The following is a 26,047-nucleotide window of genomic DNA, read 5'->3' on the forward strand; positions in this document are numbered from 1 at the left end:
GTTTCTTATGGTATGGAACCTGAACAAGAAGCCTTATCTATTGTTTCCTTCAAGGACTGAGAGGCCGCTTCCCCGTTAATAAATTAAATCCCAAATCAAATTAATAGGTAACCTCCTGCAAATACAACCCCTTCGGATCGCAAGGTGCACTGGCTTCCAGGATTCCGGCAAAGATATCATCGATATCCTGCACAGAGCGGTTGCCGAGTCCGATATCCATCAGTGTACCAACGATGATGCGGGCCATGTTGTGAAGAAAATCATCAGCATGGATCAGGATCTGCATTTCCTCAATGTCTCCATAGATATCAATATCAAAGATCTCTCGGACTGTAGATTTCGTCTTCTTCGCACTGGAGAAATTGCGGAAATCGTGACGTCCGGTGAGCTTCTCGGCGGCCTGCTGCATCATGCGTTTGTCCGGGATACGGTAGCAGTGGTAGGTATATTTACGGTCAAAGACACTTGGCACATCATCAATAGTCATGCGGTATACATAAGTCTTGGATGTAGCATTGAGCTGTGCGTGGAAACGTTCCGGCACTTCTTCCACTTCGATGATCGCAATATCCATCGGAAGATAACGGTTCAGATAGTGCTTGATGTTCTGTGTGCTGATAGAACAGGATGTCCGGAAGTTGGCAATCTGCGCATAAGCATGTACGCCGACTTCGGTACGGCATCCGCAGAAAAGTTCCAGATCATCTTCTTCTGTCATTTTCTTTAAAACTTCTGTGATTTTATTCGATATGGTATTGCCGGATTCGTCTTTTCCCAGTCTTGTCCATCCCTGGTAACGGCTTCCATCGTATTCGATCGTTAATTTTATATTTCTCATGAGAACTCCATTCCGCTGTGAAACAGCTTTTATTGAAATTAGTTTAAGTATAACAAATACGGTGCTATAATAAAAGAGTTTAAAAAGAAAAGAGAGGTGTTTTTTTGTGGAAATGGAAAAAAGAAAGGTATCGGATTCAATCGTAGAGACGGTTCATATGGTAAGACCGCAGCACCTGAATGCGTCTGACCGTTTGTTCGGAGGGGCACTTATGCAGTGGATCGATGAAGTGGCAGGTATGGTGGCAAAACGCCACACAAGGAGAAATGTGATCACAGCATCTGTAGACAGTCTGAGTTTCCTTAGGGGTGCATATGTCAAAGATACAGTTGTGATCATTGGAAAAGTGACTTATGTTGGGAATACCTCTATGGAAGTAAAGGTAGATACTTATGTAGAGGCATTGAGCGGGGAACGTACGCCGATCAATCATGCGTATTTTACGATGGTGGCACTGGACAAGAATGACAGGCCGGTAAGAGTACCGAGACTGGAACTTGAGACAGAAGAAGAAAAAGAAGAGTGGGATAAGGGAGAAAAGAGAAGAGAACTCCGTATGATGCGTAAAGAAGAAGGACTTTAAAGCCCTTCTTCTATTTTTGTTATGTATGATTCTTCATATGTGTGCGGACCATCTGCACCATCTGGTCAATCTGCTCCTGCTCTTTGGCGGGGCGTCCCTCTTTCAGGATGTCGAGGATGAGAGACATTTCCTGCGGAGTGAACTGGATCCCTTTTTTGTTTGCGCTGGTGATGAGTGCCATCATCACAGGAGCCAGTGATCTTCCGCTTTTGCCGGCGGTCTGTTTTGCGGCGAGCCGGATCAGCTCCAGTTTGACAGGATCCATTCCATTTATAGCCGGATGATCCATCCAGCTGTTGCCGGTGTTGCTTCCGGAAGAGTCCGTTGTATGAGTGGTTCTTTCATTCATGTGAAGAGTCTCCTTTCTTTGCCGGTGATCCAGATGCGGAAAGTTCCTCGTCGAACAGTTTCATGTAATTCTGGAACATTTCCATATCTTCGCCGGACATCATTGCTTTCATAAGATCAACAGGGCTTGCAGGACCGGAAGCACCGGGATCTCCGGTTGTGGAACCGGCCTGCGCCATTGCCATCATTTCCGCCATCTGCATCACAGAAGTCATCTGATTCATCATATCCCGTTCATTTTCATCCATATAAGGCGCAAGTTCGCTGATCGATTGAAAAGAAAATGCATGGAAAGGAAGTCCCCGGAAATAGTCCATCGTATACCGGAATTCGGTAAATTTGATGTAGACGGCAAGAAAGCGCTGAATGGAAGGAGGCAGGAAGGCAAGAAACAGCTTCCATTTATATAAATAGGAGGGTGTGACAGATTTATCGAAGGGTGTCATTGGTTTAGAAGGTTTTCCGGCCATGGTGACTCCTTCCGGTATCAGCGTTATAAATATATATGAAAAAAGAGACGGGAAAATGACTCCGTCTCTTAAGTCCTATACAGGAAAATGTAAGTTGTCTAGCATCCACATCCACAGCCGTTGCCGCAACCATTACCGCAACCATTGCCAAAGCCGCCGCAGCAGCAGAGAAGAAGGATGATCCACAGACAGCTGTCGTTACCGTTGCCACATCCGCAGCCATTGCCGCAACCATTGCCAAAGCCGCCGCAGCAGCAGAGAAGAAGGATGATCCACAGGCAGCTGTTGTTGCCGAAGCCGCATCCGCTGTTATTGCATCCACAACTGCATCCGCCGCATCCACAGTCCCCGCCGAATCTGTCGCGTCCTTCGCATCCGCATCCACAGTTTGCTGTACTCAAATCGCTCATATTGAATCCTCCAATAATGATGTTTACAGTACATAATATGCAGACGGTGCAGATGTGTGAGCAGAATATTAAGTATAACTGACCAGCCGTTTCAGAGAATACTGGAAATGAAGCAGTTCTTTCTGAAGCTTCACACGTTTGAATCCACTGAGTTCTTTTTTTGAATAATCATCGTAAACCTTCAATAGATAAGATACCGGGAGATTCCGGTTCTTATACCAGGTAAAAAGCAGCCAGTCCATGATCGGAGGCAGCCAGTACTTTTCGGGAATCTCTGCCTCTCGCAGTGTTATGGCATAGCGGAGTGCCTGAGAGGAAAGATCCGACAGCCTGTCCGCTGCCTGTTTCTTATTTTTTTCTTTGAAAAGCTGTTCGCTTTCCAGCGTGATATCATATAAAGAATCAGCTGCCCGCCAGTAATTCACAAATGGTGTACCGGTGACCGGCGCTGTTTCTTCCATATTATGAAGATTGAACAGATCAAAGTTCCGGTCTGCACCTGCAGATGGCTTTCCGAATACTTTGCGGTCGTAAGAAGCACGTTTCTTCGGATCGGAAAGTATGCGGTAGGCTTCCAGGATCTGCTGCATTTTTCTGGTTGTATCGATACCATTCTTCATGTTGGCATCGGGATGATATTTTTTCGCAAGTCTGTTCTTGGCGGCAGAGATTTCTTCAGGAGAAGCTGTTCTTGACACACCAAGCATCTTGTAATAATTCTTTTTTGCCATTATATTCTCCCCTTATAATATATGGACATGATCGGAAGATACTGCATCCGGCAATATCTCCCATCAGATATATTACGACAAAGCCGGTGGGAAATCAATTTTATTTTGAAAAAACAAAGGTGTAAAGAAAAAATACTTGACACCCATCCGGAAGTGTTATATGATATCGGAGGTGAAAGACATGAATGAAATATTAGAACAGGCATTATTATATGATTTTTATGGAGAACTTCTTACGGATCATCAGAAAGAAGTGTATGAGCAGTTTGTCCTGGAAGATTTATCACTCGGCGAGATCGCAAGAGAGGAAGGAATCAGCAGACAGGGTGTACATGATCTGGTAAAGAGATGTTCCCAAACACTGAAAGGCTACGAAGAGAAACTTCATCTGGTAGAGAAATTCGTGTCGGTCAGAGAAAAAGTAAAGCAGATTGATGAATTGCTGGATGGATATGAGAAGGAGAATGCAGAAGAACTTGTTGCAGACATCCGGAAGATATCCGATGAAATTATAGAGGAGTTATAGCATGGCATTTGACAGCTTGACAGAGAAACTTCAAAACGTATTTAAGAACCTGCGAAGCAAAGGACGTCTGACAGAAGATGATGTCAAAGAAGCTTTAAAAGAGATCAAGCGCGCATTACTCGCAGCGGATGTTAACTTTAAAGTGGTAAAAGATTTCATCAAGAGCGTGCAGGAGCGTGCGATCGGTCAGGATGTAATGAATGGTCTGAATCCGGGACAGATGGTGATCAAGATTGTAAATGAGGAACTGATCAACCTGATGGGTTCGGAGACTACAGAGATTCAGCTTCAGCCTGGAAAGGCCATCACGGTCATCATGATGGCAGGTCTTCAGGGAGCAGGTAAGACGACCACGACAGCAAAGCTTGCCGGAAAGTTCAAGTTAAAGGGCAAGAAACCACTGCTGGTTGCATGTGACGTCTACAGACCGGCTGCGATCAAACAGTTACAGGTCAATGGTGAGAAGCAGGGTGTGGAAGTCTTCTCCATGGGAGAGAACCACAAGCCGGCGAATATCGCCAGGGCAGCGATCGAACATGCGCAGAAGAATGGCAACGACCTCGTGATCCTCGATACAGCCGGACGACTTCACATCGATGAAGATATGATGGCAGAGCTTGAAGAGATCAAAGAGGAAGTAGAAGTACATCAGACCATACTTGTTATTGATGCAATGACCGGACAGGATGCCGTGAATGTGGCAAAAGAGTTCAATGAAAAGGTCGGCATCGACGGTGTGATCGTTACCAAATTAGATGGTGACACAAGAGGTGGTGCGGCACTGTCCGTAAAGGCAGTTACCGGAAAGCCGATCCTGTATGTAGGTATGGGAGAAAAACTTTCGGATCTGGAACAGTTCTATCCGGACCGTATGGCGTCAAGAATCCTCGGAATGGGAGATGTCCTGTCACTTATCGAGAAGGCAGAGGCCGAGATCGATGAAGAGAAAGCCAGAGAGATGACCCAGAAGCTTAAGAAGAACCAGTTTGATTTTGACGATTATCTGGAAAGCATTAAGCAGATGAAGAATATGGGTGGTCTTGGAAATATCATGAACATGCTGCCGGGTCTTGGAGGCATGGGCAGTAAGATGAAGGGATTGGACGACGAGCAGACAGCGGAAGCTGAGAGGAAGATGGGAAGGATGGAAGCGATCATTCATTCCATGACACCGGCGGAAAGAGCTAATCCGGATATTCTTTCTCCATCCAGAAAGCACAGAATTGCCAAAGGTGCAGGGGTGGACATCAGCGAAGTGAACCGCATGATCAAGCAGTTTAACGAGATGAAAAAGCTGATGAAACAATTTGGCAAGCCGGGAAAGAAGAAAAAATTCGGATTCCCGTTTTAAATATGATATACCGCGGATCCCGCGTTATATAGATTCCAGATTATACATTAGAAGATGCCAAAGGCAGGTTCTGGGTATAAGAATAAACTATGAATATTATGATTTTACGGAGGTAAACTAACATGGCAGTAAAAATGAGATTAAGAAGAATGGGACAGAAGAAGGCTCCTTTCTATAGAATCATCGTAGCAGATTCTAGATCACCAAGAGACGGAAGATTCATCGACGAGATCGGAACATACGATCCGAACTGTGATCCAAGTGCTATCAAAGTTGACGAAGAAGCAGCTAAGAAATGGCTTGCAAACGGAGCACAGCCTACAGAAGCAGTTGCAAAGATTTTAAAGGCAGCAGGCATCGAGAAATAATTATGCCACTGGAGGTGTGCATTTATGAAGGAATTAGTTGAAGTAATTGCGAAAGCATTAGTCGACGATCCAGAAAGCGTTGTTGTAAATGAACGCGAAGAGAAGAAGACGACAGTTCTGGAAGTACGGGTTGCTGAATCTGATATGGGAAAAGTAATCGGAAAACAGGGCCGTATTGCGAAGGCGATCCGCTCAGTTGTGAAAGCCGCAGCAGCGAAGGAAGATAAGAAAGTTATCGTAGATATCATGGACTAGAATAATAATGGGGATTCCCATTTTGTCCCGGGACAGGCCCGTTTGTGGTCTGTCCCGCTTATCTTATATCAGAGTATGTGAACAGTATCTGTTATGAAAGAGGAAAAGAGCGGTATAGAAATGCCCGCAACATATAAGAAAAGGAGTATCTATGGAAGAATTGTTACAGGTAGGCGTCATCACTTCGACACACGGAGTGCGCGGGGAAGTCAAAGTATTTCCGACTACAGATGACCCGGAGCGTTTTAAGACGTTAAAGCATGTGCTGTTAGACACCGGGAGAGAGAAAAAACCTCTGGAGATCCAGGGGGTCAAATTCTTTAAACAGTTTGTGATCCTGAAATTCAAAGGAATTGATAATATAAATGATATTGAGCGATATAAGAGATGCCCGCTTCTGGTAGAACGAAAAGATGCGGTGGCACTGGAAGAGGATGAATATTTTATCGCCGATATGATCGGTATCCAGGTTGTAACAGAGGACGATGAACCATTCGGAACATTAAAAGATGTCATGGAGACCGGTGCGAACGATGTTTATGTGATCGATACCGAGGAACATGGAGAAGTGCTGGTTCCGGCAATCCGCGAATGTATCCTGGATGTTGATATAGAGAATCAGAAGATGAAGATCCACCTGATGGACGGGCTGATCTAGAAAGAGGATAGTATATGAATTTTTATATTATGACATTATTTCCGGAGATGGTCATGGACGGGCTGAACACCAGTATCATCGGGCGTGCGGTGAATAAAGGACTTCTGTCTATAGAGGCTTTGAATATCAGGGATTATGCGTTCAATAAGCATCACAGCGTGGATGACTATCCGTATGGCGGCGGTGCAGGGATGCTGATGCAGGCGGAGCCGGTATATCAGTGCTATGATGCACTTGCAAGACAGATCCGGGAAAGGAAAGCCGGGGAAGAAAGATCCGGAGAACAGCCGGACATGGCGTGTGGAAAGAAACGCACAAGAGTCATCTATCTGTCCCCGCAGGGGAAGACATTCAACCAGTCTATGGCAGAAGAATTCGCACAGGAAGAAGATCTTGTATTCTTATGCGGACATTATGAAGGGATTGACGAACGTGTGCTGGAGGAGATCGTGACCGATTATGTATCCATAGGGGATTATGTCCTGACCGGGGGAGAACTTCCGGCGATGATCATGATTGATGCGATATCCAGACTGGTTCCTGGAGTCCTCCATAACGATGTATCTGCCGAATTCGAAAGCTTTCAGGATAATCTGCTGGAATACCCGCAGTATTCCAGACCGGAAGTGTGGCATGACAAAAAAGTACCGGAGATATTGATGTCCGGTCATCATGCCAATATTGAAAAATGGAGACGCGAACAGTCTGTGATCCGCACTGCGAAGAACCGGCCGGATCTGCTTGAAAAGGCAGAGCTTACCGAGAAAGAAAAAAAGCTGGCAAAGGAAATACAAAGAGACGGGCAGCCGGTTACAGAGTAGGATCATATAAAGCAGAAAAGAGTGCAAAAAACAAGAAAAAATCCTTGTAATTTTGCACCGGGTATGATAGAATATAGCGTGTTGTGAAGAAAAATAGATGGTCCTCTGGTACAAATGTATTAAGAACATCCAAGTAAACAAGGAGGTCACACATAATGAACGATATTATTAAGAACATTGAAGCTGCTCAGTTAAAAGAAGTAGCACCAGAATTCCACGTTGGAGATACTGTTAAAGTTTACGGAAAGATCAAAGAAGGAAACCGTGAAAGAGTACAGATTTTCGAAGGAACAGTCCTGAAGAGACAGGGTGGCGGAGCAAGAGAGACATTTACAGTTAGAAAGTTTTCTAACGGAATCGGTGTTGAGAAGACTTGGCCGGTACACTCACCAAACGTTGAGAAGATCGAAGTAGTAAGAAGAGGTAAAGTAAGAAGAGCAAAACTGAACTACTTAAGAGACCGCGTTGGTAAGAAAGCTAAAGTAAAAGAATTAGTAAAATAATCAGGAAAATGAATGTAAAAAGGACAACTACATAATGTAATTGTCCTTTTTTGATATTGCCATGTATTTCGCAGGGAGCTGCCCGTGGCAAGTCATGAAGATAAGGGGATTATATGAGACGCAGAAGTAATTTGGATTTTGAAAGACGAAGAAGATCCCGGAGATCAAGTTACCGCAGACGTCAGGCAAAAAAGAAACTGTTGGGAAAACTTCCGAAGGAGAAGAAGATTCACCTGAATCTGGAAAAGATCGTATCCGGCATAAGCTGGGTGTTTAAGATCGCAGTCACCTGCCTGATCGCATTTGTCGCAGTATGGTACTGGGGACAACAGGTGAGTACCGTGGGAGATTCTATGAGACCGGTACTTAAGAATGCGGATAAAGTGCTGGTAAACCGTATTGTATATAATGCATCTTCTCCAAAGCGTGGAGATATCATTGTCTTTAAGCCGAAGGGCAATGAAAGTTCGCATTATTATACGAAGAGGATTGTTGGACTTCCGGGAGAAACGGTACAGATCGTAGAGAACCGGATTTATATCAATGGAGAGAAACTGGAAGAAGATTATACAACCACGAAGATTGATACCGCAGGCATCGCAGCCGAGAAGGTTAAGCTTGGCGGGGATGAATATTTTGTGATGGGTGATAACAGAAAGAACAGCGAAGACAGCCGGAGTGCAGATATCGGAGCGGTAAAACGGTCTTATATTTACGGAAAGGCCTGGTTTGTGGTATCACCGAAGAAGAATTTTGGATTCGTGAGATAATAGATAAGAGGAGAACGAAGATATGCATTTTCAATGGTATCCAGGGCACATGACGAAAGCAAAACGCATGATGCAGGAGAATATCAAACTAATAGATCTGGTCATTGAGCTGGTTGATGCCAGAGTACCGATTAGCAGCAGGAACCCGGACATTGACGAACTTGGAAAGAATAAAGCAAGGCTGATCCTTCTGAACAAGTCAGATTTGGCAGAAGATAAATGGAACGATGCCTGGTCGGAATATTTCCGCGAAAAAGGGTTTTCCGTTGTAAAAGTGAACTCTAAAAAAGGCGGGGGGATCAAGTCTATCAACGGCGTGATTCAGGAAGCATGTAAAGAAAAGATTGAAAGAGACAGAAAGCGCGGTATCCTGAACCGTCCGGTCAGAGCCATGGTAGTAGGAATCCCGAATGTCGGAAAGTCAACATTCATCAATGCACTGGCAGGAAAAGCCTGTGCGAAGACGGGCAACAAGCCGGGTGTGACCAAGGGAAAACAGTGGATCAGACTGAACAAGAATGTAGAACTTCTTGATACACCGGGAATCTTATGGCCAAGATTCGAAGATCAGGCAGTAGGTCTTAAGCTTGCATTTATCGGTTCGATCAAGGATGAGATCCTGCAGACGGAAGAACTGGCAGCAGAGCTTGTGACATTTATGAACAAGAATTATCCGGGAGTTTTGGAGAGTAAATATAACGTAGAAGAAGATGCGGATCCATACGGCATGATCGCAAGGATCGCTGAAAGCAGACATTGCCTGGTACGCGGAAATGAAATGGATACAGAGAAAGCGTCTGTCCTTCTGATGGATGATTTCCGTAACGGACGCCTGGGAAGACTGACTCTGGAATATCCGGATGCATATTAGAAAGGACACGCGCGAATATGTCCAGACATTCAAAGAGAGAGGAAGAAGAAAGAGACATCCTGGGGGAACTCGGCGGATGGCTTGTGTATATACTGCTTATCATCGGTCTGACCTATCTGATCATCACCTTTGTCGGACAGCGGACGATGGTAAGCGGCTCTTCCATGGAGACGACATTACAGGATGGAGACAATCTGATCGTTGATAAGATCAGTTACCGGTTCCGGGATCCGAAACGCTATGATATCATTGTATTTCCGTATAAATATGAAGAAGATACATATTATATCAAACGTATCATCGGAATGCCGGGTGAGACTGTGCAGATCCGGGACGGATATGTGTATATCGATGGAAAACGCCTGACCAGTGATATCTATGGGAAGGAGAAGATCAAGGATCCGCAGACGGCTGCAGAACCGGTTACGCTGGGAGATGATGAATACTTTGTGATGGGAGATAACCGTAATCACAGTATGGACAGCAGAGATCCGGGAGTAGGAGTGCTGACCCGGAAGGATCTGATCGGCAGAGCCTGGGTGCGTATCTATCCATTTGACAATATAGGAGTGATCCGACATGAATAAACGAGAAGAAGAAAAACTGAAAAAACAGCAGGAAAAGCTTCAGAAAGAACTGGAGCGTACCGAAGCAATGAGCGTCTATGAAAAAGAATACAGCGACTGTACCTATATCTGTGGGATCGATGAAGTCGGCCGCGGTCCATTTGCCGGTCCGGTGGTAGCGGGAGCAGTCATTCTGCCAAAAGATGATCCGATCCTGTATCTGAATGATTCGAAAAAGCTTTCGGAGAAGAAGAGGGAGGCACTTTACGATGAGATCATGGAGCGTGCAGTGGCGATAGGAATCGGGATCGTAAGTCCGGCAAGGATTGATGAGATCAATATCCTGCAGGCGACTTATGAGGCGATGCGCATGGCGATAGGGAACCTGAAGGTAGAGCCGGATCTGCTTCTGAATGATGCAGTGACGATACCGGGCGTCGATATCCGGCAGGTGCCGATCATCAAAGGAGATGCCAAAAGTGTGTCCATTGCAGCGGCAAGCATCATTGCCAAAGTGACCAGGGACCGCCTGATGGTAGAGTATGATGCAGTGATGCCGGGGTATGATTTCGCTGCCAATAAAGGATATGGCACGAAGAAGCATATTGAAGGTCTGAAAGAATTAGGACCATCACCGATCCACAGAATGACATTTATAAAAAAATATATATAAAAATATATCACAGACAGCAAAGTTGTAAGAATGTTTGCTAAAATGAACGGGAGGACTATGGCCGGAGATACAGGAAGAGAACGGAAGAATAACCGGGAGACCGGAAGCCATTATGAACGGCTTGCCGGTGCATATCTGGAGCAGGAAGGATATGAGATCCTGGAGTATAATTACCGGTGTAAGACCGGAGAGATTGATATCATAGCAAGAGAAGCGGGATATCTGGTCTTCTGTGAGGTGAAATACCGCGCTTCAGATAAAAAAGGACATCCGGCGGAGGCTGTAAATCCAGCCAAACAGAGAACCATTTCCAAAAGTGCACTTTGCTATATGGCGGTCAACGGAATTGATGAGGTACCATGCAGATTCGATGTGGTGAGCATCGAGAATCATGAGGTGACACTTTACCGGAATGCATTTGATTATACAGGATAGGAAGAGATCCGGAACAGAAAGGATGAATATGGCATGAATCTGGGCTTACATTATAAAAATCAGGACCATATATTTGATGAAAAAGAAGTGAACGGTGTCCCGTTCTTAAGTTATCCGATGCTGGAAGAGACCGGAATCGTGAATCATGGATTCTCGACCAGACTTGGCGGTGTCAGCAAAGGATGCTGGGCAACGATGAATATCAGTACAACCAGAGGTGACGATCCGGAAGATGTCAGGGAGAATCAGAGAAGGATTGCCGGAGCCATCGGTGTACAGCCGGAAGATATGACATTCACCAATCAGACCCATACGACCAATGTAGCGGTAGTAAAAGCCGGAGACAGGGGAAAGCGTTTTCAGGAGACCGATGGAATGATCACAGATGTGCCGGGAATCTGTCTGGTTACATTTTACGCAGACTGTGTGCCGTTGTATTTTGTTGATCCGGTGAAGAAGGCGATCGGTCTTTCACATTCCGGATGGCGGGGAACCGTCGGTAAGATAGGAAAAGTTACCATAGAACTGATGCAGAAGACATATGGCTCTGATCCGGAAGATATCATTGCGGCAATCGGTCCGTCCATCTGCCGGGACTGCTATGAAGTGAGCGGGGATGTGATACAGCAATTCAGGGAAAGCTTTGACGAAGCGTACTGGCCGGAGCTGTTTTATAAAAAAGAAAACGGGAAATACCAGTTGGATCTCTGGCGTGCCAATGAACGGATATTCACAGAAGCCGGAATCCGCGAAGATCATATTGCGGTAACCAATGTATGCACACACTGTAACCCGGATATCCTGTTCTCGCACAGGACTACCGGAGATAAAAGGGGAAATGTAAGCGCATTTCTTGCGCTGAAACAGATGACAACAAGAGGAGTATAACATATGACAGATACAACAATTGCAGATACGACGCAGGAAGTAACCGATGCGACCCAGGAAGCGGTCAAACAGGTTAATCAGCTGACACAATATGTACAGGACAGCATACCGGAACTGATCACGTTCGGATTGAAAGTGCTGGCGGCATTGGTGGCATTCTTTGTCGGACGGCTGGTGATCCGGTGGATCAGGAAGATCGTCAGACGTTCCTTTGAGCGCTCCGGTGCGGACAAAGGAGTGGAGCAGTTTGTAGATTCCCTGCTGAAATACGGACTGTATGCCCTGCTTGTCTTCAGTCTGATCTCCAGCCTTGGATTCGATACAACATCCGTGGCGGCAGTACTGGCATCCGGCGGTGTGGCAATCGGTCTTGCATTACAGGGAAGTCTTTCGAACTTTGCAGGCGGAGTCTTGATCCTTTTATTAAAACCGTTTGTAGTCGGAGATTATATTATCGAGGATAGCAACGGAAAAGAAGGAACCGTAAAAGAGATCCAGATCTTCTATACCAAGCTCAGTACGATCGATAACAAGACAATCGTAATCCCGAATGGAATGCTGACCAACAACAGTATTACCAATGCAACGGCAAAAGATGAAAGGCAGCTTGATCTGCGTGTGGGTATTTCTTATGATGCGGATATCCGACAGGCAAAATCAGTGATCGAAAATCTGCTGATCAAAGATGAATGTATCATCAAGAACGAACAGATCAATGTATTTGTTCATGAGCTGGCAGACAGTGCGGTTGTACTGGGAATCCGTGCATGGGTGAAGAATGAGGAATATTGGGAAACCAGATGGAGACTGCTCGAAGAGATCAAGATCCTGCTGGATGAAAATGGAATTGAGATTCCGTATCCGCAGATGGCAGTGCATATGAAGGAAAATGTGTAATTCACTACACATTTTCCTGAAAAAGTACTTGCAAATATAATAAAATGCGGTATAATTATAGACGTGGCTGTCACAGACACATGCTGGAATAGCTCAGTCGGTAGAGCACTTCACTCGTAATGAAGGGGTCGTCGGTTCAAGTCCGATTTCCAGCTTATTTTTTTAGAATCCTTGGAAAAGGGTTCTATTTTTTTGCCTGAGTATGTAAAAGTAACTGTTCGGATAAGAAATTGTCCGGATACACAGAGTGAGGGATTTCGTGTATAATAAATATGTGGATGTGAAAGGGGAAGACACAGATGAAACAAATATGGAAACAAACATGGAGACAGCGGCTGGCAGCAGCGTTGATACAGCTGCTTATGGTGCTTGCAATGGCAGGTGTCGGAATCCGGATGCCGGTGCAGGCGGCAGAAAAGAATGCGGTCACACAATCCGGTGAGATGAAGGTACATTTCCTCGACGTAGGACAGGGACTGTCTATTCTGGCCCAGTCGGAAGGAAAGACGATGATTTATGACGGTGGGGACAGGAAGACTTCAAGATTCGTAGTATCCTATCTGAAAGAACATGGCGTATCGAAAATTGATTACCTGATCAGCAGCCATTACGATGCAGATCATATGGCAGGACTGATTGGATGCCTGAATGCATTTGATGTGAAAAATGTCATATCCAGCAACTATGTGCATACGAGCAAGCTGTATCAGTCATTTGTGAAAGCAGTCAAATCCGATGGACTTAAGATGCAACATCCGGCGGTTGGAAAGACGTATAAATTTGGAAGAGGCTCATTCGAGATCCTTGCACCGAAGACGATAGAGGCGAAGGGAAGCAACAATAATTCAGTAGCAATCAAGTTGATGAATGGTGAAAACAGCTTTGTATTTACCGGAGATGCGGAGCACGAAAGCGAAGCAGCAATGTGTAATTCCGGTATCGACTTAAGTTGTGATGTGCTTGTCCCGGGGCATCACGGATCTGCAACAGCGACCTCATGGGATTTTCTTCAGAAGACAGTGCCGGAATATGCGGTGATCAGTTGCGGAACGAATAATAAATATGGACATCCGGACAAAGATACCATGGATAAGCTCCAGAGTATGGACATCCAGGTATACAGGACGGATAAGCAAGGAACGATCGTTGTGACCAGCGACGGCACGAATCTGAACTGGAGTGCGGAACCGTGTAATGACTATACACCGGGAGACGATTCGGATCAGGGAACGCAGAGTACGTCGGAAGTACAGCAGGAGGCATCAAAGACAGCAACAGGAGAGCATGTATGGGTGTCTGCGACAGGAAACAAATACCACAAGACGAATCACTGTGGCAATATGAATCCGAATACGGCAAAAGAAGAAACCCGGGAAGAAGCGGAAGCGCAGGGACTTGAACCATGTAAGAAATGTTACTAAATGAGATAAACAGTGAGAAAACGGAAAGGAATGTTTGAAAATTACAGAGTATGGAATTACGGTTGTTTACCTGATGATTTTATGCCGTATTGCTTATGCGGACTGGAAATATCAGATCATTGAGCCGTGGACACATATAGGAATCCTGACACTTGCCTGTATGGAAATGTTATTCCGTGTGGGAGTGTCTGTCCAGGAACGGTGTCTGGGCGCTGTGGTCATTGCAGTACCAATGCTGGTGTTGACAGTTCTGTTAAAAGGCGGATTTGGAGGCGGCGATATAAAGCTGATGGCGGTATCCGGTTTCCTGAACGGCGTGAAAATTATCACATATGCAGGAATGCTGGGAATCATATTGAGCGGTATATATGTAAGCATGATGCTGGCAGCAGGAAAGATGGGACGAAAGGACAGTTTTGCTCTTGGTCCCTTTCTTGTTATGGGAATTATTGGAATGAAATTATGGACTTCAATTAGTTGATATGGTAGTATATTATATTGGAGAGTATATTTTTAGACACAATTAGAGGAGAATATAGATAAATGGGAGCGTTAAGTATCAAGCGTGGGACAAAGATGCAGAGGAAAAGAATCTGCCGGAGCTGATCCATTGTGCTGCCGAGAAGATGTATAAAGACAAAAAGAGGATAAAAGAAAATACACCTTCTGCATAAATGATAGTTTGGAAATGATAGAAATGCGCAATATATGATTACGAGGTGACGTATGAAATTACTGGTGACCGGAAATATCGGATATATTACAACAGAATTTATCGAGGAGGCTTTCCCTGAGTGTCAGATCCTTCTTCTTGGAGAGACTGAACAAAAGTCAAATCGCAATAAGAGCTTATCGGTATACCCGATGCCGAAGACGGAGGAAGAATTCAAAGACATTTTCAAGACGTATGAATTTGAGGGAGTGATTTATTTTTCTAATTATCTTACATTTCATGGGACGATGGAGGGTGAGATTGAGACTTTACGCAAACTATTACATTACTATAAGGGGAATCTGAATTCCAGGCTTCTGTATATTACAGGACCGGATAGTTTATATGAAGATACAACAGGAAAGACGCTGATGGTCCGCTCGGCAGAAGAGTTCTGCAGGCAATACGGTGAACTGCATCAGATCGCTGTCAAGATTCTGCGTGTGCCGTATCTTTATTCCGGTACTTATGAGGAGGATTATTTTTTCAAGCTGTTCTCAACTGTGATCAATAAGAAGCAGATTACATTTGAAGAAGCACCGGCACAGGAGATGCATTTTCTTGCTTTGAGTGATCTTGGGGATTTATTATACAAGATTTTTGATAACTGGGGAGAGGGGAGCGCCTGTCTTCAGGTTCCGCAGGTATTTCATTTTACTTTTCAACAGTTCGGGGAGAGACTGGCACAGATGTTTCCGGCTGCAAACATTACCTATTTGTCAGAGGTGCTGATCCGGGATGGGATATCTGATGACCACGTTCTGAGAAATGAATACGGTTGGTTTCCGAAGATTTCTCTTTTGGAGGAACTCACAGAAATTTATGAGGATTATTGTGAGAAAACGAACCATAAGACACGGAAGATCGATGTAGTAAAAACTTTTTTGAAAGTACATGATAAAATCGTGAAAATCGCGGAATTGCTGCTCACATTTTTTGTTTTTGAAGCACTGAACCGGGTGGCGGGAAATCAGGTGCAGTTTCAGATGATCGATCTGAGGCTTGTTTACATCGTGCTGTTCAGCAGTCTGTACGGCATTAATTACGGGCTTGCGGCAGCGGGGCTGGAAACACTTTCATTGCTGGCAGCATATACGAAAACCGGGATCGGCTGGACGACACTTTTCTACGAACCTTCGAACTGGATTCCGTTTATCTTCTATTTTGCAGTCGGCGCGATCTGTGGTTACATCCGACTGAAAAACAGAGATAATATTCAATTCATGAAAGAGGAGAATAAACTGATCCTGGATAAATTTCTGTTTATGAGAGAAATGTATCAGGAGACGCTTTCTGATAAACGGCAGTACAAGAAGCAGATTCTGGGAAGCCGTGACAGCTTTGGTAAGATTTTTGATATTACGAAAAAACTGGATATCATTCTTCCGCAGGAGCTTTTTATTGAAACTCTGCATGTGATGGAATCAGTTCTTGAGAATCATACATTTGCGATTTATTCAGTTGGAAAGAATCAGAGATATGGACGTCTTGAGATCGCATCCCAGGGAATGACAGATGTGTTGAAAAAATCCATTTGTCTGGATGATTATCTGGAAGCGAAAGAGACGATTGTGTCCGGAAAGGTGTGGGTAAACCGGAATTTCCTGGACGGCTATCCGATGTATATGAACGGGATTCACAAGGATGGAGAGCTCGTGATGCTGATTTTCATTCAGGAAGTGGGAAATGAACAGCTTTCCCTCTATTATCTGAATCTGTTCCAGATTCTCTGCGGTCTGGTAGAAACAGCACTTTTGCGCGCACTGGAATATCAGGAGGCAATCAAGAACAGGCAGTACGTGCAGGGTACACGTATATTGAAGCAGGAGTATTTTGAAGAACGGCTGTATTCCTTCCATTCTATGAGGGAGGAGAATCGGGCATCCTATGTGCTTTTGAAGCTGGAGTATCCGAAGATGACACTGGAAGAGGCAGACACAGCGCTACAGGCTTCGGTCCGTGAAAATGATGTCAGGGGGATTTCTGAAAAAGGAGAGCTCTTCCTCATTCTTTCACAGACGGACAGAAGTTCCTTGCCGATCATTCTTGCAAGACTGGAAAATAACGGCTTCGTCTGTCATGAGATCGATACCATGGAGAATGCAAATACAGGAGAAAAATTATGATTCAGACAGTGCTTGGAGTATTCCTGATCCTGTTACATATTGTCTGCTGTGTGCTGGTCTGGCTGGGGATAAAGACACATCTGCTGAAGGTGAAAAAATATCTGATGGCACTTGTGATCTTCGTTCCTTTCTGGGGAACAGTGTGCGTGCTGCTTTTGCATTTGCAAATGCTGACCAGAAGAAACAATAGGATAGAACCGGGAGTGGAAAAGCTTCGTGTAAATGAAGAGATTTATAAAAATATTTTTCAGGCAGTTTCGGATACGGACAAAAAGATCGTTCCGTTAGAGGAAGCACTTTTGATTAACGAACCGGGAGTGCGCCGTGAACTGATCATGGATGTGTTAAATGATGATCCGGAAGAATATATGGATCTTCTGAAACAGGCCCGCATGAATGAAGATGTAGAGGTTGTCCATTATGCGATCACAGCCATGGTTGAACTTTCCAAGGAATATGATTTTCGTTTGCAGAAGATGGAGAAGCTGTATGAGGCATCACCGGACGATCCGGAGATCCTGGAGCAGTACTGTGATTTTATGGAAGAGTATCTGAATCAGGGGATTCTGGAAGCCCAGATGGAGAGAGAACAGAGGGAACGTTATATCCGTCTTTTAAGACAAAAGCTGAAGGTGAAAACGACGCTTTCCACATGTGTGCGTCTGTTCCAAAATCTGATGAAAACAGGAGATTATGTTCAGGCGGAAGAGATTCTAGGGCTGATGGATCAGAAATGGCATCGGAAAGAGGAGTTCTGGATTTTGAAGATCCGGTATCTGGCAGAACGAAAAAAGGGAGCGGAGTTGCAGCAGTGTTTAAGACAGATGAAAGAGGAGCAGATCTATCTGTCGTCTAAGAGTAAGGAGGTATTGGCTTTTTGGCTGGATTAAAATCATTGAAAACATTTCCGTTTAAAAGTATGCTGGTGATCCTGGGTGTATTTCTGATGATCGCGGTCTTCCTTTTTGCTGAACGAAGTGGAATTCAATATACTGAAAAAAACAGAAAAGTCGCATATCTCAGTCGGGAAGAAGTGGTTACGGAACAGATGGCTGCGAAATCACTGCCGAAGACCTGTCTGGTACTTCGTAACAGTGAAGATGAGGCGAGTGTGGCTGCATGGGAGCAGTTTCAACAAATTTTTAAAGATATGAAGGTTGGAACAGATGTGGTAGACCTGCAGAGTGCATCCTCTATTCCAGATTATCATGCTTATGAAACGGTTGTTGTATTACTGAGCGATGTAAGTCCGTTGAAAGAGAATCTTATGGAACTGTGTGATTGGGTGTCAGAGGGTGGGAATGTACTTTTTGCCCTGACACTTCAGAAAACAGCGTATTCATCAGTGATTGAGCAGAAGCTTGGAATCGTTTCTTCCGGATATGACAATATACGTGTAGACAGTATTTATTTTGAACCGGAATTTATGCTTGGCGGCGGACAGGCTTATGCAATCACGGATCCGTATGACTCTGCCTGGGCAGTGCAGCTGAGTGAGAATGCGAAGGTTTATGCGCGTGTCAATGGAAAAAACGGTCAGCCTGTCATTTGGGAGAACCAATATGGAAAAGGGAAGTTTGTAGTAGACAACTTTGGACTGTATGAGAAAGCGGTGCGTGGATTCTATGCGGCTTCCTACAGTCTCCTTACTGATGTGGGGGTTTATCCGGTGATCAATGGATCAGCATTTTATCTGGATGACTTTCCGTCACCGGTTCCGGAGGGAGATGGTACTTATGTGAAGCGGGACTATGGAATGAGCATTAGTGATTTCTATATGGATGTGTGGTGGCCGGATATGCAGGAGCTTGCATCTGATCACAACGTTCGCTATACCGGTGTGATTATTGAAAATTATGAGGATGCGACGGATGGAACGATTAAGAAACAGAAGGATACCAGACGTTTTCAGTATTTTGGAAATATGCTGCTTCATCAAGGTGGAGAACTCGGGTATCATGGATACAATCATCAGCCGTTGAGTCTTTCAAATGTAGATTATGGTGACGCGCTTCCGTATGATACATGGAAAAATGAGGCGGCCATGAAAAAGGCTGTAAAAGAATTGATCCATTTTGGAGAGGATACATTTCCCGGTGTATCAATGTCAGTCTATGTACCGCCGTCCAATGTATTGTCAGCAGAAGGAAGGGAGATGCTCGCGAAAGATTTCCCGGAGATCCGGACGATCGCCAGTAATTATTTCACCGGTGAGTTTGCGTATGTGCAGGAATTTGAAGTTGCAAAGGATGGGATTGTAGAACAGCCGCGTATCATCTCCGGTGCAATTATCGATAATTATATGAAGATGGCGGCACTGTCGGAATTAAATATGCATTTTGTGAACAGTCATTTTATTCATCCGGATGATCTTCTGGACGAAGACCGCGGTGCGGCGCTTGGCTGGGAAAAGATGAAGGGCAACCTCGCTGATTATATGGACTGGCTGGTGGATTCGGCACCGTCCTTGAGACAACTCACCGGTTCAGAACTATCCGGTGCGATCCAGCGTTATGGAGCGGTTACATTCACAAAGACAGTGACAGAGCGGTCTATAGAATTGAAGCTTAAAAACTTCTATGATGAAGCATATTTTATGGTGAGGATCAATGAAGGAACACCGGGTGAAGTTTCGGGAGGAAAACTTACACATCTGACAGGAAATCTCTATCTGCTTCAGGCAAAGGAACCAACAGTAACTATTGAGAAATTAGAAGATTGAAATACAAAGCGGTAACACGCGACAGATAAGGAGTTAATTGTGAGAATCTGTCTCATATTGGAGGGGTGTTATCCCTACATATTTGGAGGTGTATCCACCTGGATGCACCAGTATATCAATGAAATGAAAGAGCATGAGTTTGTTCTGTGGGTGATTGGGGCAAATGCGAAGGATAAAGGGAAATTTGTCTACGAGCTTCCGAAAAATGTTGTAGAAGTTCACGAGGTCTTTCTGGATGACGCTTTGCGACTAAAGGATTCTGGAAAAATGCTTCATGCCTTTACAGAGGAAGAGACGAACAGCCTGAAAGAGCTGATGCTGTGTAGACGCCCGAATTGGGAAATCTTGTTTCGGCTCTATCATGACCAGAAGCTGAATCCTATGTCTTTTTTAAGAAGTGAGGAATTCCTGAATATATTGACGGAGTGCTGTATAAAAGATTATCCATATACTCCGTTTGCGGATGCATTTCACACAATGCGTTCTATGCTGCTTCCGGTCCTTTATCTAATGGGAAGTGAAGTGCCCAAGGCAGATGTCTATCATGCAATCTGTACAGGATATGGCGGACTTCTTGCATGCCTGGGCGGGCATGTTTATAAGAAGAAAGTGCTGCTGACAGAGCATGGAATATACACAAGAGAGCGTGAAGAAGAGATCATTCGTGCAAAATGGGTACAGCCGGCATTTAAAAAGCAGTGGATTTCTTTCTTCTATATGCTGTCGGATATTATTTATACGAGAGCGTTTCTAGTCTCAGCATTATTTACCAATGCCATGCATGCACAGATCCAGATGGGATGTGACAAGGAGAAATGTCGTGTCGTTGAGAACGGAATCAACTATGAAAGGCTTTCCCCTATTCCATTGAAAGAGGAAGACGGATGGGTTGACATCGGTGCGATCGTGCGTCTGGCACCGATCAAGGATATCAAGACGATGATCTATGCGTTTTATGAGCTTTGCACGACAAGAGAGCATGTGCGTCTCCACATTATGGGAGGCGTCGATGATGAGGAGTATGCGCAGGAGTGCTATGCGCTGGTCGATCAGCTTCATCTGGAAAATGTGATCTTTACAGGACGAGTGGATATCATCTCTTATATGGAGAAGCTGGACTTTACAATTTTGACGAGTATATCGGAAGGACAGCCGCTGTCTGTTTTAGAATCATTTGCTGCAAGGCGGCCTTGTGTGACTACAGATGTAGGATGCTGCAGGGAACTTCTGAATGGTAACGAGGAGGATCGATACGGAAAAGCAGGATATTGTGTTCCACCGATGTATCGAGAGGGGCTCGCGCAGGCAATGGATCGGATGTGCGCTTCCAGAGCTCGGAGACTCCGCATGGGGGAGAATGCACAGAAACGAGTGAAAGCATATTATCGAAAAGAAGAAATGATTGAAAAGTACCGGAAGATGTATCAGGAGGTGGAAGAGGCAGATGGCCGGAATCGGATTTGAGTTAAAAAAATTATTCCAGAAGCGCGGACTTGCAGCGACGGCAAAAGCGTATGGGTATGCAGGAGTGATCTGTACAGGTCCGATGCTGCTTGGTATCGTGCTGTTGGTAGGAATCGCTTTTATCTGCGATCATACCGGTGCGACGAGACATAACCGGGAACTTCTGAACTGTATGATTACTTACACACTTCTCGCTTCGCTGACCGTGACTAGTTTCTTCTCTATGGTCGTGACGAGATATATTGCGGATATGCTGTATGAAGAACGCCACGAGGCGGTGCTTTCTTCTTTCTGGGGTTCAACAGCGCTCCTGCTTGTAGTCGGCGGAATCATGTATGGGATTTTTCTTCTGTTTTCAGGAATCAATCTGATCGATCAGTTTTTGTGCCTGGAGTTTTTCGGAGAATTGATCGTCACCTGGAATGCGATGAGTTATCTGACAGCGATCAAGGATTACAAAGGGATTCTTATTTCATTTATCACAGCGGTAGCGGTATCATTGTTGGTCGGATTCCTATTGATCCTGATTGGGATTCCACATGTAGAGGCGTTGATGATCGCAGTTACGATCGGTTATGGAATCATGCTGCTTTGGGATGTGACGCTGTTGTACCGTTATTTTCCGCAGAGAGAGATCAGTGCATTTTTCTTTTTACGCTGGGTGGATCAGTTCCTTCCGCTTGCGTTTACAGGCTTGTTCACGAACATCGGACTATTTGCACATCTTGTTATCATGTGGTGCGGACCGATCCGTGTACATGTTCAGGGATTATTTTATGGTGCACCGTATCATGATGTACCTGCGATGATCGCCTATTTGACGATTCTTATTACAACCGTTAATTTCGTTGTATCTGTGGAAGTGAATTTCTATCCGAAATATCGGAATTATTATAGTTTGTTTAATGACAAGGGAGAAATCAAGGATATCCTGCAGGCGGGAAATGAGATGAGAAAGGTTTTAAACATGGAGCTGAAATATACGGCGTTAAAGCAGCTACTTACAACGGCACTGGCGATTTCGATCGGACAGCTGCTTCTGACATATCTTCCGCTTGGATTTAATGATCTTATGGAAGGATATTTTAGGACACTTTGTGTCGGCTATGGACTCTATGCAATTGCTAACACAATGATGTTGATCTTACTTTATTTTACAGATTACAAGGGAGCATTATTTGCAACAGGAATGTTCGCCGCATGTACGACGACATTTACCTGTGTGTCTTTATTCTTCCCACAGGTGTATTATGGGTTTGGATTTTTACTGGGAAGTGCAGTGTTCTTTTTGATCTGTACACTGCGTCTTGGATATTTTATAAAAAAACTTCCGTATTATATTTTGAGTGTACAGCCGATTGTGGCAGAGGATAAAACAGGTTTCTTCACACGGCTTGGATGCTTTTTGGAAGAGAAAATAGAGAGGGGAGATAAGCTTGAAAAAATATAAATTACTTGCGTTGGGATGTGCCCTTTTATTAGGAATGTCCTGTTGCCTGACGGGATGTACCACCCCGGAGAAAACAGGGGATACTTCAAAGAAACAGACAGAACAACAGGAAGAGATAAAAAAGGCAGAGACACAGGATATCAACGACGTTCACCTCAGGGATAAGGATAGTCTCTATGAAAATGATGACGAGACAAGTGTTGTGACGATGTATCTCACCGTTTCCCGTGGAAATTCTTCAGAGGGAACGGCTCATACCTGGAAGGAGATCAACAGTTATTCGGCCTATGATTATGACAAGATGGGAGTAGAACGTTACCAGACAGTGGCGCTTCTTCAGGTTGGTGATGAGTCAGGTCCGCAGAGCGGAGAGGTTGGATATGGTGAAAATGTGCCGAATGCTACCGTGCAGATCAGAGGACAGACATCGAGCCGTAATTCGCAGAAAAACTATAAGATTGAGCTGAAGAAGAATAAGGGAACCTGGCGTGGACAGCGCACGATCAATCTGAATAAACATCAGACAGATGGAATGCGTTTCCGTAATAAGCTGTCCTACGATCTTCTGAAAGGGATACCGCAGCTGATGTCACTTAGAACTCAGTTCGTACATTTATATGTAAGAGATCTTACCGAAGGAAACAGCGCAGAGTTTCAGGATTATGGATTGTACACACAGGTAGAACAGCTGAACAAGACAGGAATGGAGAATCACGGAATGGACTCGAAAGGACAGTTATATAAAATCAATTCGTTTGAGTTTTTCCGTTATGAAGATGTAATAAAAAAAGAAGACGATCCGACCTATGACCAGAAAGCCTTTGAAGAGCTTCTGGAGATCAAAGGAGATTCTGACCATACAAAATTGATCGATATGCTTACGGATCTGAATGATAATTCAAAATCGATTGGTGATATCCTGGATCAATATTTTGACAGAGAAAATCTGACGTACTGGATGGCGTATCAGATACTGACCGGAAATGTAGATACACAGAATCGTAATACATATTTATATAGTCCACAGAATTCGGACACATGGTATCTGATCGCGTGGGATAATGACGGCTCTTTCATGAGAACCGAATACAACATTCAGAATCGTTTCGATCAGGGAAGTTGGGAATGTGGAGTCAGCAATTACTGGGGAAATGTTCTTTTTCAAAGATGTCTGCAGTCCGAGGATTTCCGTGAGGAACTTGACGCGGCGATCCAGGAGCTGAGATCCTATCTCAGTGTGGATCGGATCAGTAGTATGATAGAGGAATATCGTACAGTTACTCAGAAGTATTTAAATCAGATGCCGGACCAGATGTATGCACCGTTGACTGAAGCGAAGTATGAAACAATTGCATCGGCAATCCCTTCAGAGGTAGAACAAAATTATGAACTTTATAAGGAGAGCCTGGAAAAGCCACTGCCGTTTTATATCGGAAAACCGGTGATCAAGGGAAATATTTTGAAGTTCAACTGGGACGCATCGTATGACTTTGATGCAGAGACGATCACTTACACAGTTGAACTGGCAAAAGATTATAAGTTTAATGAGATTGTATTTCGTAAGGATAATATTCAAATTCCGGAAGCGGAGACTACAGTTCCGGCAGATGGTCAGTATTTTGTGCGTATCCGTGCGACAAATACATCTGGACAGACGCAGGATGCTTTTGATTATTATGTAACAGACGCTGGAAAGAATTATGGTATGAAATGTTTCTACATTACAGGCGGCCAAAATGTTGAGGAAGATATTTATGAGGAATGATTTATCAAAAGAACGCTTCCGTAATGAATGGAAATATCTGATCAGTACCAGTGAGAAAGAATTGCTGGAGCTGAGGATGAAGCATTTGCTGAAAAAGGATCCAAATGCAAAGGGAAATGGTTATATGATCCGCAGCCTCTATTTTGAAGATTATTTCAACAGCGCTTATGCGGAAAAGGAATCTGGTGTCCTGATGCGAAAAAAATACAGGATCCGTATTTATGATTGTAGTGACCGTTCGATCAAGCTGGAGCGGAAGAAGAAATTCGGAAGTTATATTTATAAAGAAAGTGCTCCGCTGACAAAGGAAGAATTCTATAAGATCCTTGATGGAGATTATAAATTTTTGTTAAGCAGTCCGTATTCATTGTGCAGAGAATTTTATGTGGAATGTGTCAGCAATCTCATGCGTCCACGCACGATCGTTGACTATGACCGTGTACCGTGGATCATGGATGAGGGGACAGTCAGGATTACATTTGACAGTGATGTGAGGGCTGCGGTCGGAAGTTATGACATCTTTGATCCGTCCCTTCCGACACTTCCGGTGCTTGAACCGGGGAAACTGGTTATGGAAGTGAAATTCACAGAGATGCTTCCACAGATCGTGCGTGACTTGCTTCCACCAAATGCACAGGAATTCACAGCAGTATCAAAATATGTACTTTGTTATGAAAAATCGCAGTATTTGCATGGATTTGAATATTGGAATGAAACACAGGAGAGAAAACTATTATGAGTATACAAGATATGATTAAGAAGTCGGTGCTGGAATCCGGCGTATTTGACAGCTTTAATGCACCGAAGATGGCAATTTCGCTGATCGTGGCGTTGCTTCTCGGAGCAGTGATCTATATGGTTTATAGCAAGTTTTATGTAGGGGTGATCTTCTCTCGGAGCTTTGCAGTTACGTTGGTCGGCATGACACTTCTCACTTGCATGGTTACTCTGGCAATCAGTACGAATATCGTGATTTCCCTTGGTATGGTCGGTGCATTGTCTATCGTACGTTTCCGTACGGCGGTGAAGGATCCGATGGATCTGCTCTATCTTTTCTGGGCGATCACGACAGGTATCACGACTGGAGCGGGAATGTATCCGTTGGCACTGATTGCAGCAGCGGTTATGATCATTATGATTTATCTGTTTTATCATAAGCAGCAGAAAGGCAGAATCTATATCGCCGTGATCCATTATCAGGGAGATGAAGCCGGTGATGAGATCATCCGCAGCTTTGGCAGAATGAAATACTTCATAAAGTCAAAGACGATGCGTGGGGAGAAAACAGAGATGGCAGTTGAGGTATTCTGTCGGCAGAATGATCTTGATTTCACAGAGAAGATCCGGAAGATCACAAATGTAGAAGATATTACATTGATCCAGTATAATGGAGAGTATCACGGATAAAATGAAAAAACTATAACT

General features: G+C 44.4%; 30 protein-coding genes and 1 tRNA gene. 26 read left to right on the top strand and 5 right to left on the bottom strand.

Annotation, left to right across the window (positions count from 1 at the left end):
- Positions 1-100: 100 nt before the first annotated feature.
- A complete protein-coding gene (gene truA, locus GT508_RS06800; RefSeq protein WP_118310182.1) occupies positions 101-838 on the bottom strand; it encodes a tRNA pseudouridine(38-40) synthase TruA in 738 nt (245 codons plus the stop codon).
- A 112-nt stretch (positions 839-950) separates the two neighbouring features.
- Here truA and GT508_RS06805 point away from each other — a divergent pair, with 112 nt between their 5' ends.
- Positions 951-1,421, top strand: a complete 471-nt coding sequence (locus GT508_RS06805; protein WP_226851036.1) for an acyl-CoA thioesterase — start codon at positions 951-953, stop codon at positions 1,419-1,421.
- A gap of 19 nt (positions 1,422-1,440) precedes the next feature.
- Here the strand turns inward: GT508_RS06805 and GT508_RS06810 are convergent, their stop codons facing one another.
- The 4 genes from GT508_RS06810 to GT508_RS06825 all read right to left on the bottom strand — a co-directional run bounded on the left by GT508_RS06810 (position 1,441) and on the right by GT508_RS06825 (position 3,380).
- Positions 1,441-1,770, bottom strand: a complete 330-nt coding sequence (locus tag GT508_RS06810) for a hypothetical protein (protein ID WP_044925018.1) — start codon at positions 1,768-1,770, stop codon at positions 1,441-1,443.
- A complete protein-coding gene (locus tag GT508_RS06815; RefSeq protein WP_117597861.1) occupies positions 1,763-2,239 on the bottom strand; it encodes a hypothetical protein in 477 nt (158 codons plus the stop codon). The genes GT508_RS06810 and GT508_RS06815 overlap by 8 nt, the downstream gene beginning before the upstream one ends.
- Before the next feature lie 98 nt (positions 2,240-2,337).
- The gene (locus tag GT508_RS06820; protein WP_117597862.1) at positions 2,338-2,649 is read right to left on the bottom strand and encodes a chorion class high-cysteine HCB protein 13; all 312 of its coding nucleotides are present in this window, start codon (positions 2,647-2,649) and stop codon (positions 2,338-2,340) included.
- A gap of 68 nt (positions 2,650-2,717) precedes the next feature.
- On the bottom strand, positions 2,718-3,380 hold the full coding sequence (locus tag GT508_RS06825) for a DnaJ domain-containing protein (protein WP_055282666.1): 663 nt from the start codon (positions 3,378-3,380) through the stop codon (positions 2,718-2,720).
- A gap of 181 nt (positions 3,381-3,561) precedes the next feature.
- On the opposite strand from GT508_RS06825, the gene ylxM reads away from it, so the two are divergent.
- From ylxM to GT508_RS06950, 25 genes are all read left to right on the top strand, one after another.
- Positions 3,562-3,906, top strand: coding sequence for a YlxM family DNA-binding protein (gene ylxM, locus GT508_RS06830; RefSeq protein WP_028087456.1), 345 nt, complete (start codon positions 3,562-3,564; stop codon positions 3,904-3,906).
- A gap of 1 nt (position 3,907) precedes the next feature.
- Positions 3,908-5,257: a signal recognition particle protein gene (ffh, locus tag GT508_RS06835; protein WP_028087457.1), complete on the top strand. Its 1,350-nt coding sequence runs from the start codon at positions 3,908-3,910 to the stop codon at positions 5,255-5,257.
- 122 nt (positions 5,258-5,379) lie between these two features.
- Positions 5,380-5,625 (top strand): 30S ribosomal protein S16, encoded by a 246-nt coding sequence (gene rpsP / locus GT508_RS06840; RefSeq protein ID WP_022415031.1) that lies wholly within the window; start codon positions 5,380-5,382, stop codon positions 5,623-5,625.
- A gap of 24 nt (positions 5,626-5,649) precedes the next feature.
- The gene (locus tag GT508_RS06845; protein ID WP_006427257.1) at positions 5,650-5,880 is read left to right on the top strand and encodes a KH domain-containing protein; all 231 of its coding nucleotides are present in this window, start codon (positions 5,650-5,652) and stop codon (positions 5,878-5,880) included.
- Positions 5,881-6,031: 151 nt separating this feature from the next.
- The gene (gene rimM, locus GT508_RS06850; RefSeq protein WP_117597864.1) at positions 6,032-6,538 is read left to right on the top strand and encodes a ribosome maturation factor RimM; all 507 of its coding nucleotides are present in this window, start codon (positions 6,032-6,034) and stop codon (positions 6,536-6,538) included.
- A 14-nt stretch (positions 6,539-6,552) separates the two neighbouring features.
- Positions 6,553-7,359 (top strand): tRNA (guanosine(37)-N1)-methyltransferase TrmD, encoded by an 807-nt coding sequence (gene trmD / locus GT508_RS06855; RefSeq protein WP_117597865.1) that lies wholly within the window; start codon positions 6,553-6,555, stop codon positions 7,357-7,359.
- A 155-nt stretch (positions 7,360-7,514) separates the two neighbouring features.
- Positions 7,515-7,862 (top strand): 50S ribosomal protein L19, encoded by a 348-nt coding sequence (rplS, locus tag GT508_RS06860; protein WP_022415029.1) that lies wholly within the window; start codon positions 7,515-7,517, stop codon positions 7,860-7,862.
- A gap of 113 nt (positions 7,863-7,975) precedes the next feature.
- The gene (gene lepB / locus GT508_RS06865; RefSeq protein WP_161143849.1) at positions 7,976-8,632 is read left to right on the top strand and encodes a signal peptidase I; all 657 of its coding nucleotides are present in this window, start codon (positions 7,976-7,978) and stop codon (positions 8,630-8,632) included.
- A gap of 22 nt (positions 8,633-8,654) precedes the next feature.
- The gene (gene ylqF, locus GT508_RS06870; RefSeq protein WP_161143850.1) at positions 8,655-9,503 is read left to right on the top strand and encodes a ribosome biogenesis GTPase YlqF; all 849 of its coding nucleotides are present in this window, start codon (positions 8,655-8,657) and stop codon (positions 9,501-9,503) included.
- Between the two features lie 17 nt (positions 9,504-9,520).
- Positions 9,521-10,090 carry a signal peptidase I gene (gene lepB / locus GT508_RS06875; RefSeq protein ID WP_055282658.1) on the top strand — a complete coding sequence of 190 codons (570 nt, stop codon included), beginning with the start codon at positions 9,521-9,523 and terminating at the stop codon, positions 10,088-10,090.
- Positions 10,083-10,742 (top strand): ribonuclease HII, encoded by a 660-nt coding sequence (locus tag GT508_RS06880; RefSeq protein WP_161143851.1) that lies wholly within the window; start codon positions 10,083-10,085, stop codon positions 10,740-10,742. Before lepB (GT508_RS06875) ends, GT508_RS06880 begins: the two co-directional genes overlap by 8 nt.
- 57 nt (positions 10,743-10,799) lie before the next feature.
- Positions 10,800-11,177, top strand: coding sequence for a YraN family protein (locus GT508_RS06885; protein ID WP_117597867.1), 378 nt, complete (start codon positions 10,800-10,802; stop codon positions 11,175-11,177).
- A 33-nt stretch (positions 11,178-11,210) separates the two neighbouring features.
- Positions 11,211-12,065, top strand: a complete 855-nt coding sequence (pgeF, locus tag GT508_RS06890) for a peptidoglycan editing factor PgeF (protein ID WP_055282652.1) — start codon at positions 11,211-11,213, stop codon at positions 12,063-12,065.
- 3 nt (positions 12,066-12,068) lie between these two features.
- Positions 12,069-12,962 (top strand): mechanosensitive ion channel family protein, encoded by an 894-nt coding sequence (locus GT508_RS06895; protein ID WP_118377887.1) that lies wholly within the window; start codon positions 12,069-12,071, stop codon positions 12,960-12,962.
- An 82-nt stretch (positions 12,963-13,044) separates the two neighbouring features.
- Positions 13,045-13,117 (top strand) — tRNA-Thr (locus GT508_RS06900).
- Between the two features lie 144 nt (positions 13,118-13,261).
- On the top strand, positions 13,262-14,383 hold the full coding sequence (locus tag GT508_RS06905; RefSeq protein ID WP_161143852.1) for a ComEC/Rec2 family competence protein: 1,122 nt from the start codon (positions 13,262-13,264) through the stop codon (positions 14,381-14,383).
- Between the two features lie 34 nt (positions 14,384-14,417).
- Entirely contained in the window at positions 14,418-14,864 is a 447-nt protein-coding gene (locus GT508_RS06910; RefSeq protein WP_161143853.1) for a prepilin peptidase, read from the top strand.
- A gap of 245 nt (positions 14,865-15,109) precedes the next feature.
- A complete protein-coding gene (locus tag GT508_RS06915; RefSeq protein ID WP_161143854.1) occupies positions 15,110-17,221 on the top strand; it encodes an NAD(P)-dependent oxidoreductase in 2,112 nt (703 codons plus the stop codon).
- Positions 17,218-18,111, top strand: a complete 894-nt coding sequence (locus GT508_RS06920; protein ID WP_161143855.1) for a hypothetical protein — start codon at positions 17,218-17,220, stop codon at positions 18,109-18,111. Before GT508_RS06915 ends, GT508_RS06920 begins: the two co-directional genes overlap by 4 nt.
- Entirely contained in the window at positions 18,099-19,943 is a 1,845-nt protein-coding gene (locus GT508_RS06925; protein WP_243144086.1) for a DUF2194 domain-containing protein, read from the top strand. Before GT508_RS06920 ends, GT508_RS06925 begins: the two co-directional genes overlap by 13 nt.
- Positions 19,944-19,982: 39 nt before the next feature.
- Positions 19,983-21,407 carry a GT4 family glycosyltransferase PelF gene (pelF, locus tag GT508_RS06930; RefSeq protein WP_161143856.1) on the top strand — a complete coding sequence of 475 codons (1,425 nt, stop codon included), beginning with the start codon at positions 19,983-19,985 and terminating at the stop codon, positions 21,405-21,407.
- Positions 21,388-22,857: an exopolysaccharide Pel transporter PelG gene (gene pelG, locus GT508_RS06935; protein ID WP_055282631.1), complete on the top strand. Its 1,470-nt coding sequence runs from the start codon at positions 21,388-21,390 to the stop codon at positions 22,855-22,857. The genes pelF and pelG overlap by 20 nt, the downstream gene beginning before the upstream one ends.
- The gene (locus GT508_RS06940) at positions 22,844-24,622 is read left to right on the top strand and encodes a CotH kinase family protein (RefSeq protein WP_243144088.1); all 1,779 of its coding nucleotides are present in this window, start codon (positions 22,844-22,846) and stop codon (positions 24,620-24,622) included. Before pelG ends, GT508_RS06940 begins: the two co-directional genes overlap by 14 nt.
- On the top strand, positions 24,612-25,361 hold the full coding sequence (locus GT508_RS06945; RefSeq protein ID WP_118697987.1) for a polyphosphate polymerase domain-containing protein: 750 nt from the start codon (positions 24,612-24,614) through the stop codon (positions 25,359-25,361). The genes GT508_RS06940 and GT508_RS06945 overlap by 11 nt, the downstream gene beginning before the upstream one ends.
- The gene (locus GT508_RS06950; protein WP_055282628.1) at positions 25,358-26,029 is read left to right on the top strand and encodes a DUF4956 domain-containing protein; all 672 of its coding nucleotides are present in this window, start codon (positions 25,358-25,360) and stop codon (positions 26,027-26,029) included. The genes GT508_RS06945 and GT508_RS06950 overlap by 4 nt, the downstream gene beginning before the upstream one ends.
- Positions 26,030-26,047: the final 18 nt, after the last annotated feature.

It is taken from the genome of Dorea sp. BIOML-A1 (assembly GCF_009875615.1).
GTDB lineage: Bacteria > Bacillota > Clostridia > Lachnospirales > Lachnospiraceae > Dorea_A > Dorea_A amylophila.

Excerpts from the sequence above, each read along its gene's own strand:
- trmD (WP_117597865.1), top strand. The coding sequence starts at position 6,553 with ATGAATTTTTATATTATGACATTATTTCCGGAGATGGTCATGGACGGG.
- GT508_RS06950 (WP_055282628.1), top strand. The coding sequence starts at position 25,358 with ATGAGTATACAAGATATGATTAAGAAGTCGGTGCTGGAATCCGGCGTA.
- GT508_RS06825 (WP_055282666.1), bottom strand. The coding sequence starts at position 3,380 with ATGGCAAAAAAGAATTATTACAAGATGCTTGGTGTGTCAAGAACAGCT.
- pgeF (WP_055282652.1), top strand. The coding sequence starts at position 11,211 with ATGAATCTGGGCTTACATTATAAAAATCAGGACCATATATTTGATGAA.
- GT508_RS06845 (WP_006427257.1), top strand. The coding sequence starts at position 5,650 with ATGAAGGAATTAGTTGAAGTAATTGCGAAAGCATTAGTCGACGATCCA.
- ylxM (WP_028087456.1), top strand. The coding sequence starts at position 3,562 with ATGAATGAAATATTAGAACAGGCATTATTATATGATTTTTATGGAGAA.
- truA (WP_118310182.1), bottom strand. The coding sequence starts at position 838 with ATGAGAAATATAAAATTAACGATCGAATACGATGGAAGCCGTTACCAG.
- ffh (WP_028087457.1), top strand. The coding sequence starts at position 3,908 with ATGGCATTTGACAGCTTGACAGAGAAACTTCAAAACGTATTTAAGAAC.
- pelG (WP_055282631.1), top strand. The coding sequence starts at position 21,388 with ATGGCCGGAATCGGATTTGAGTTAAAAAAATTATTCCAGAAGCGCGGA.
- GT508_RS06815 (WP_117597861.1), bottom strand. The coding sequence starts at position 2,239 with ATGGCCGGAAAACCTTCTAAACCAATGACACCCTTCGATAAATCTGTC.
- rplS (WP_022415029.1), top strand. The coding sequence starts at position 7,515 with ATGAACGATATTATTAAGAACATTGAAGCTGCTCAGTTAAAAGAAGTA.
- GT508_RS06810 (WP_044925018.1), bottom strand. The coding sequence starts at position 1,770 with ATGAATGAAAGAACCACTCATACAACGGACTCTTCCGGAAGCAACACC.
- GT508_RS06920 (WP_161143855.1), top strand. The coding sequence starts at position 17,218 with ATGATTCAGACAGTGCTTGGAGTATTCCTGATCCTGTTACATATTGTC.
- lepB (WP_055282658.1), top strand. The coding sequence starts at position 9,521 with ATGTCCAGACATTCAAAGAGAGAGGAAGAAGAAAGAGACATCCTGGGG.
- rimM (WP_117597864.1), top strand. The coding sequence starts at position 6,032 with ATGGAAGAATTGTTACAGGTAGGCGTCATCACTTCGACACACGGAGTG.
- GT508_RS06895 (WP_118377887.1), top strand. The coding sequence starts at position 12,069 with ATGACAGATACAACAATTGCAGATACGACGCAGGAAGTAACCGATGCG.
- GT508_RS06915 (WP_161143854.1), top strand. The coding sequence starts at position 15,110 with ATGAAATTACTGGTGACCGGAAATATCGGATATATTACAACAGAATTT.
- GT508_RS06805 (WP_226851036.1), top strand. The coding sequence starts at position 951 with ATGGAAAAAAGAAAGGTATCGGATTCAATCGTAGAGACGGTTCATATG.
- GT508_RS06820 (WP_117597862.1), bottom strand. The coding sequence starts at position 2,649 with ATGAGCGATTTGAGTACAGCAAACTGTGGATGCGGATGCGAAGGACGC.
- ylqF (WP_161143850.1), top strand. The coding sequence starts at position 8,655 with ATGCATTTTCAATGGTATCCAGGGCACATGACGAAAGCAAAACGCATG.
- GT508_RS06880 (WP_161143851.1), top strand. The coding sequence starts at position 10,083 with ATGAATAAACGAGAAGAAGAAAAACTGAAAAAACAGCAGGAAAAGCTT.
- GT508_RS06885 (WP_117597867.1), top strand. The coding sequence starts at position 10,800 with ATGGCCGGAGATACAGGAAGAGAACGGAAGAATAACCGGGAGACCGGA.
- rpsP (WP_022415031.1), top strand. The coding sequence starts at position 5,380 with ATGGCAGTAAAAATGAGATTAAGAAGAATGGGACAGAAGAAGGCTCCT.
- lepB (WP_161143849.1), top strand. The coding sequence starts at position 7,976 with ATGAGACGCAGAAGTAATTTGGATTTTGAAAGACGAAGAAGATCCCGG.
- GT508_RS06905 (WP_161143852.1), top strand. The coding sequence starts at position 13,262 with ATGAAACAAATATGGAAACAAACATGGAGACAGCGGCTGGCAGCAGCG.
- GT508_RS06945 (WP_118697987.1), top strand. The coding sequence starts at position 24,612 with ATGAGGAATGATTTATCAAAAGAACGCTTCCGTAATGAATGGAAATAT.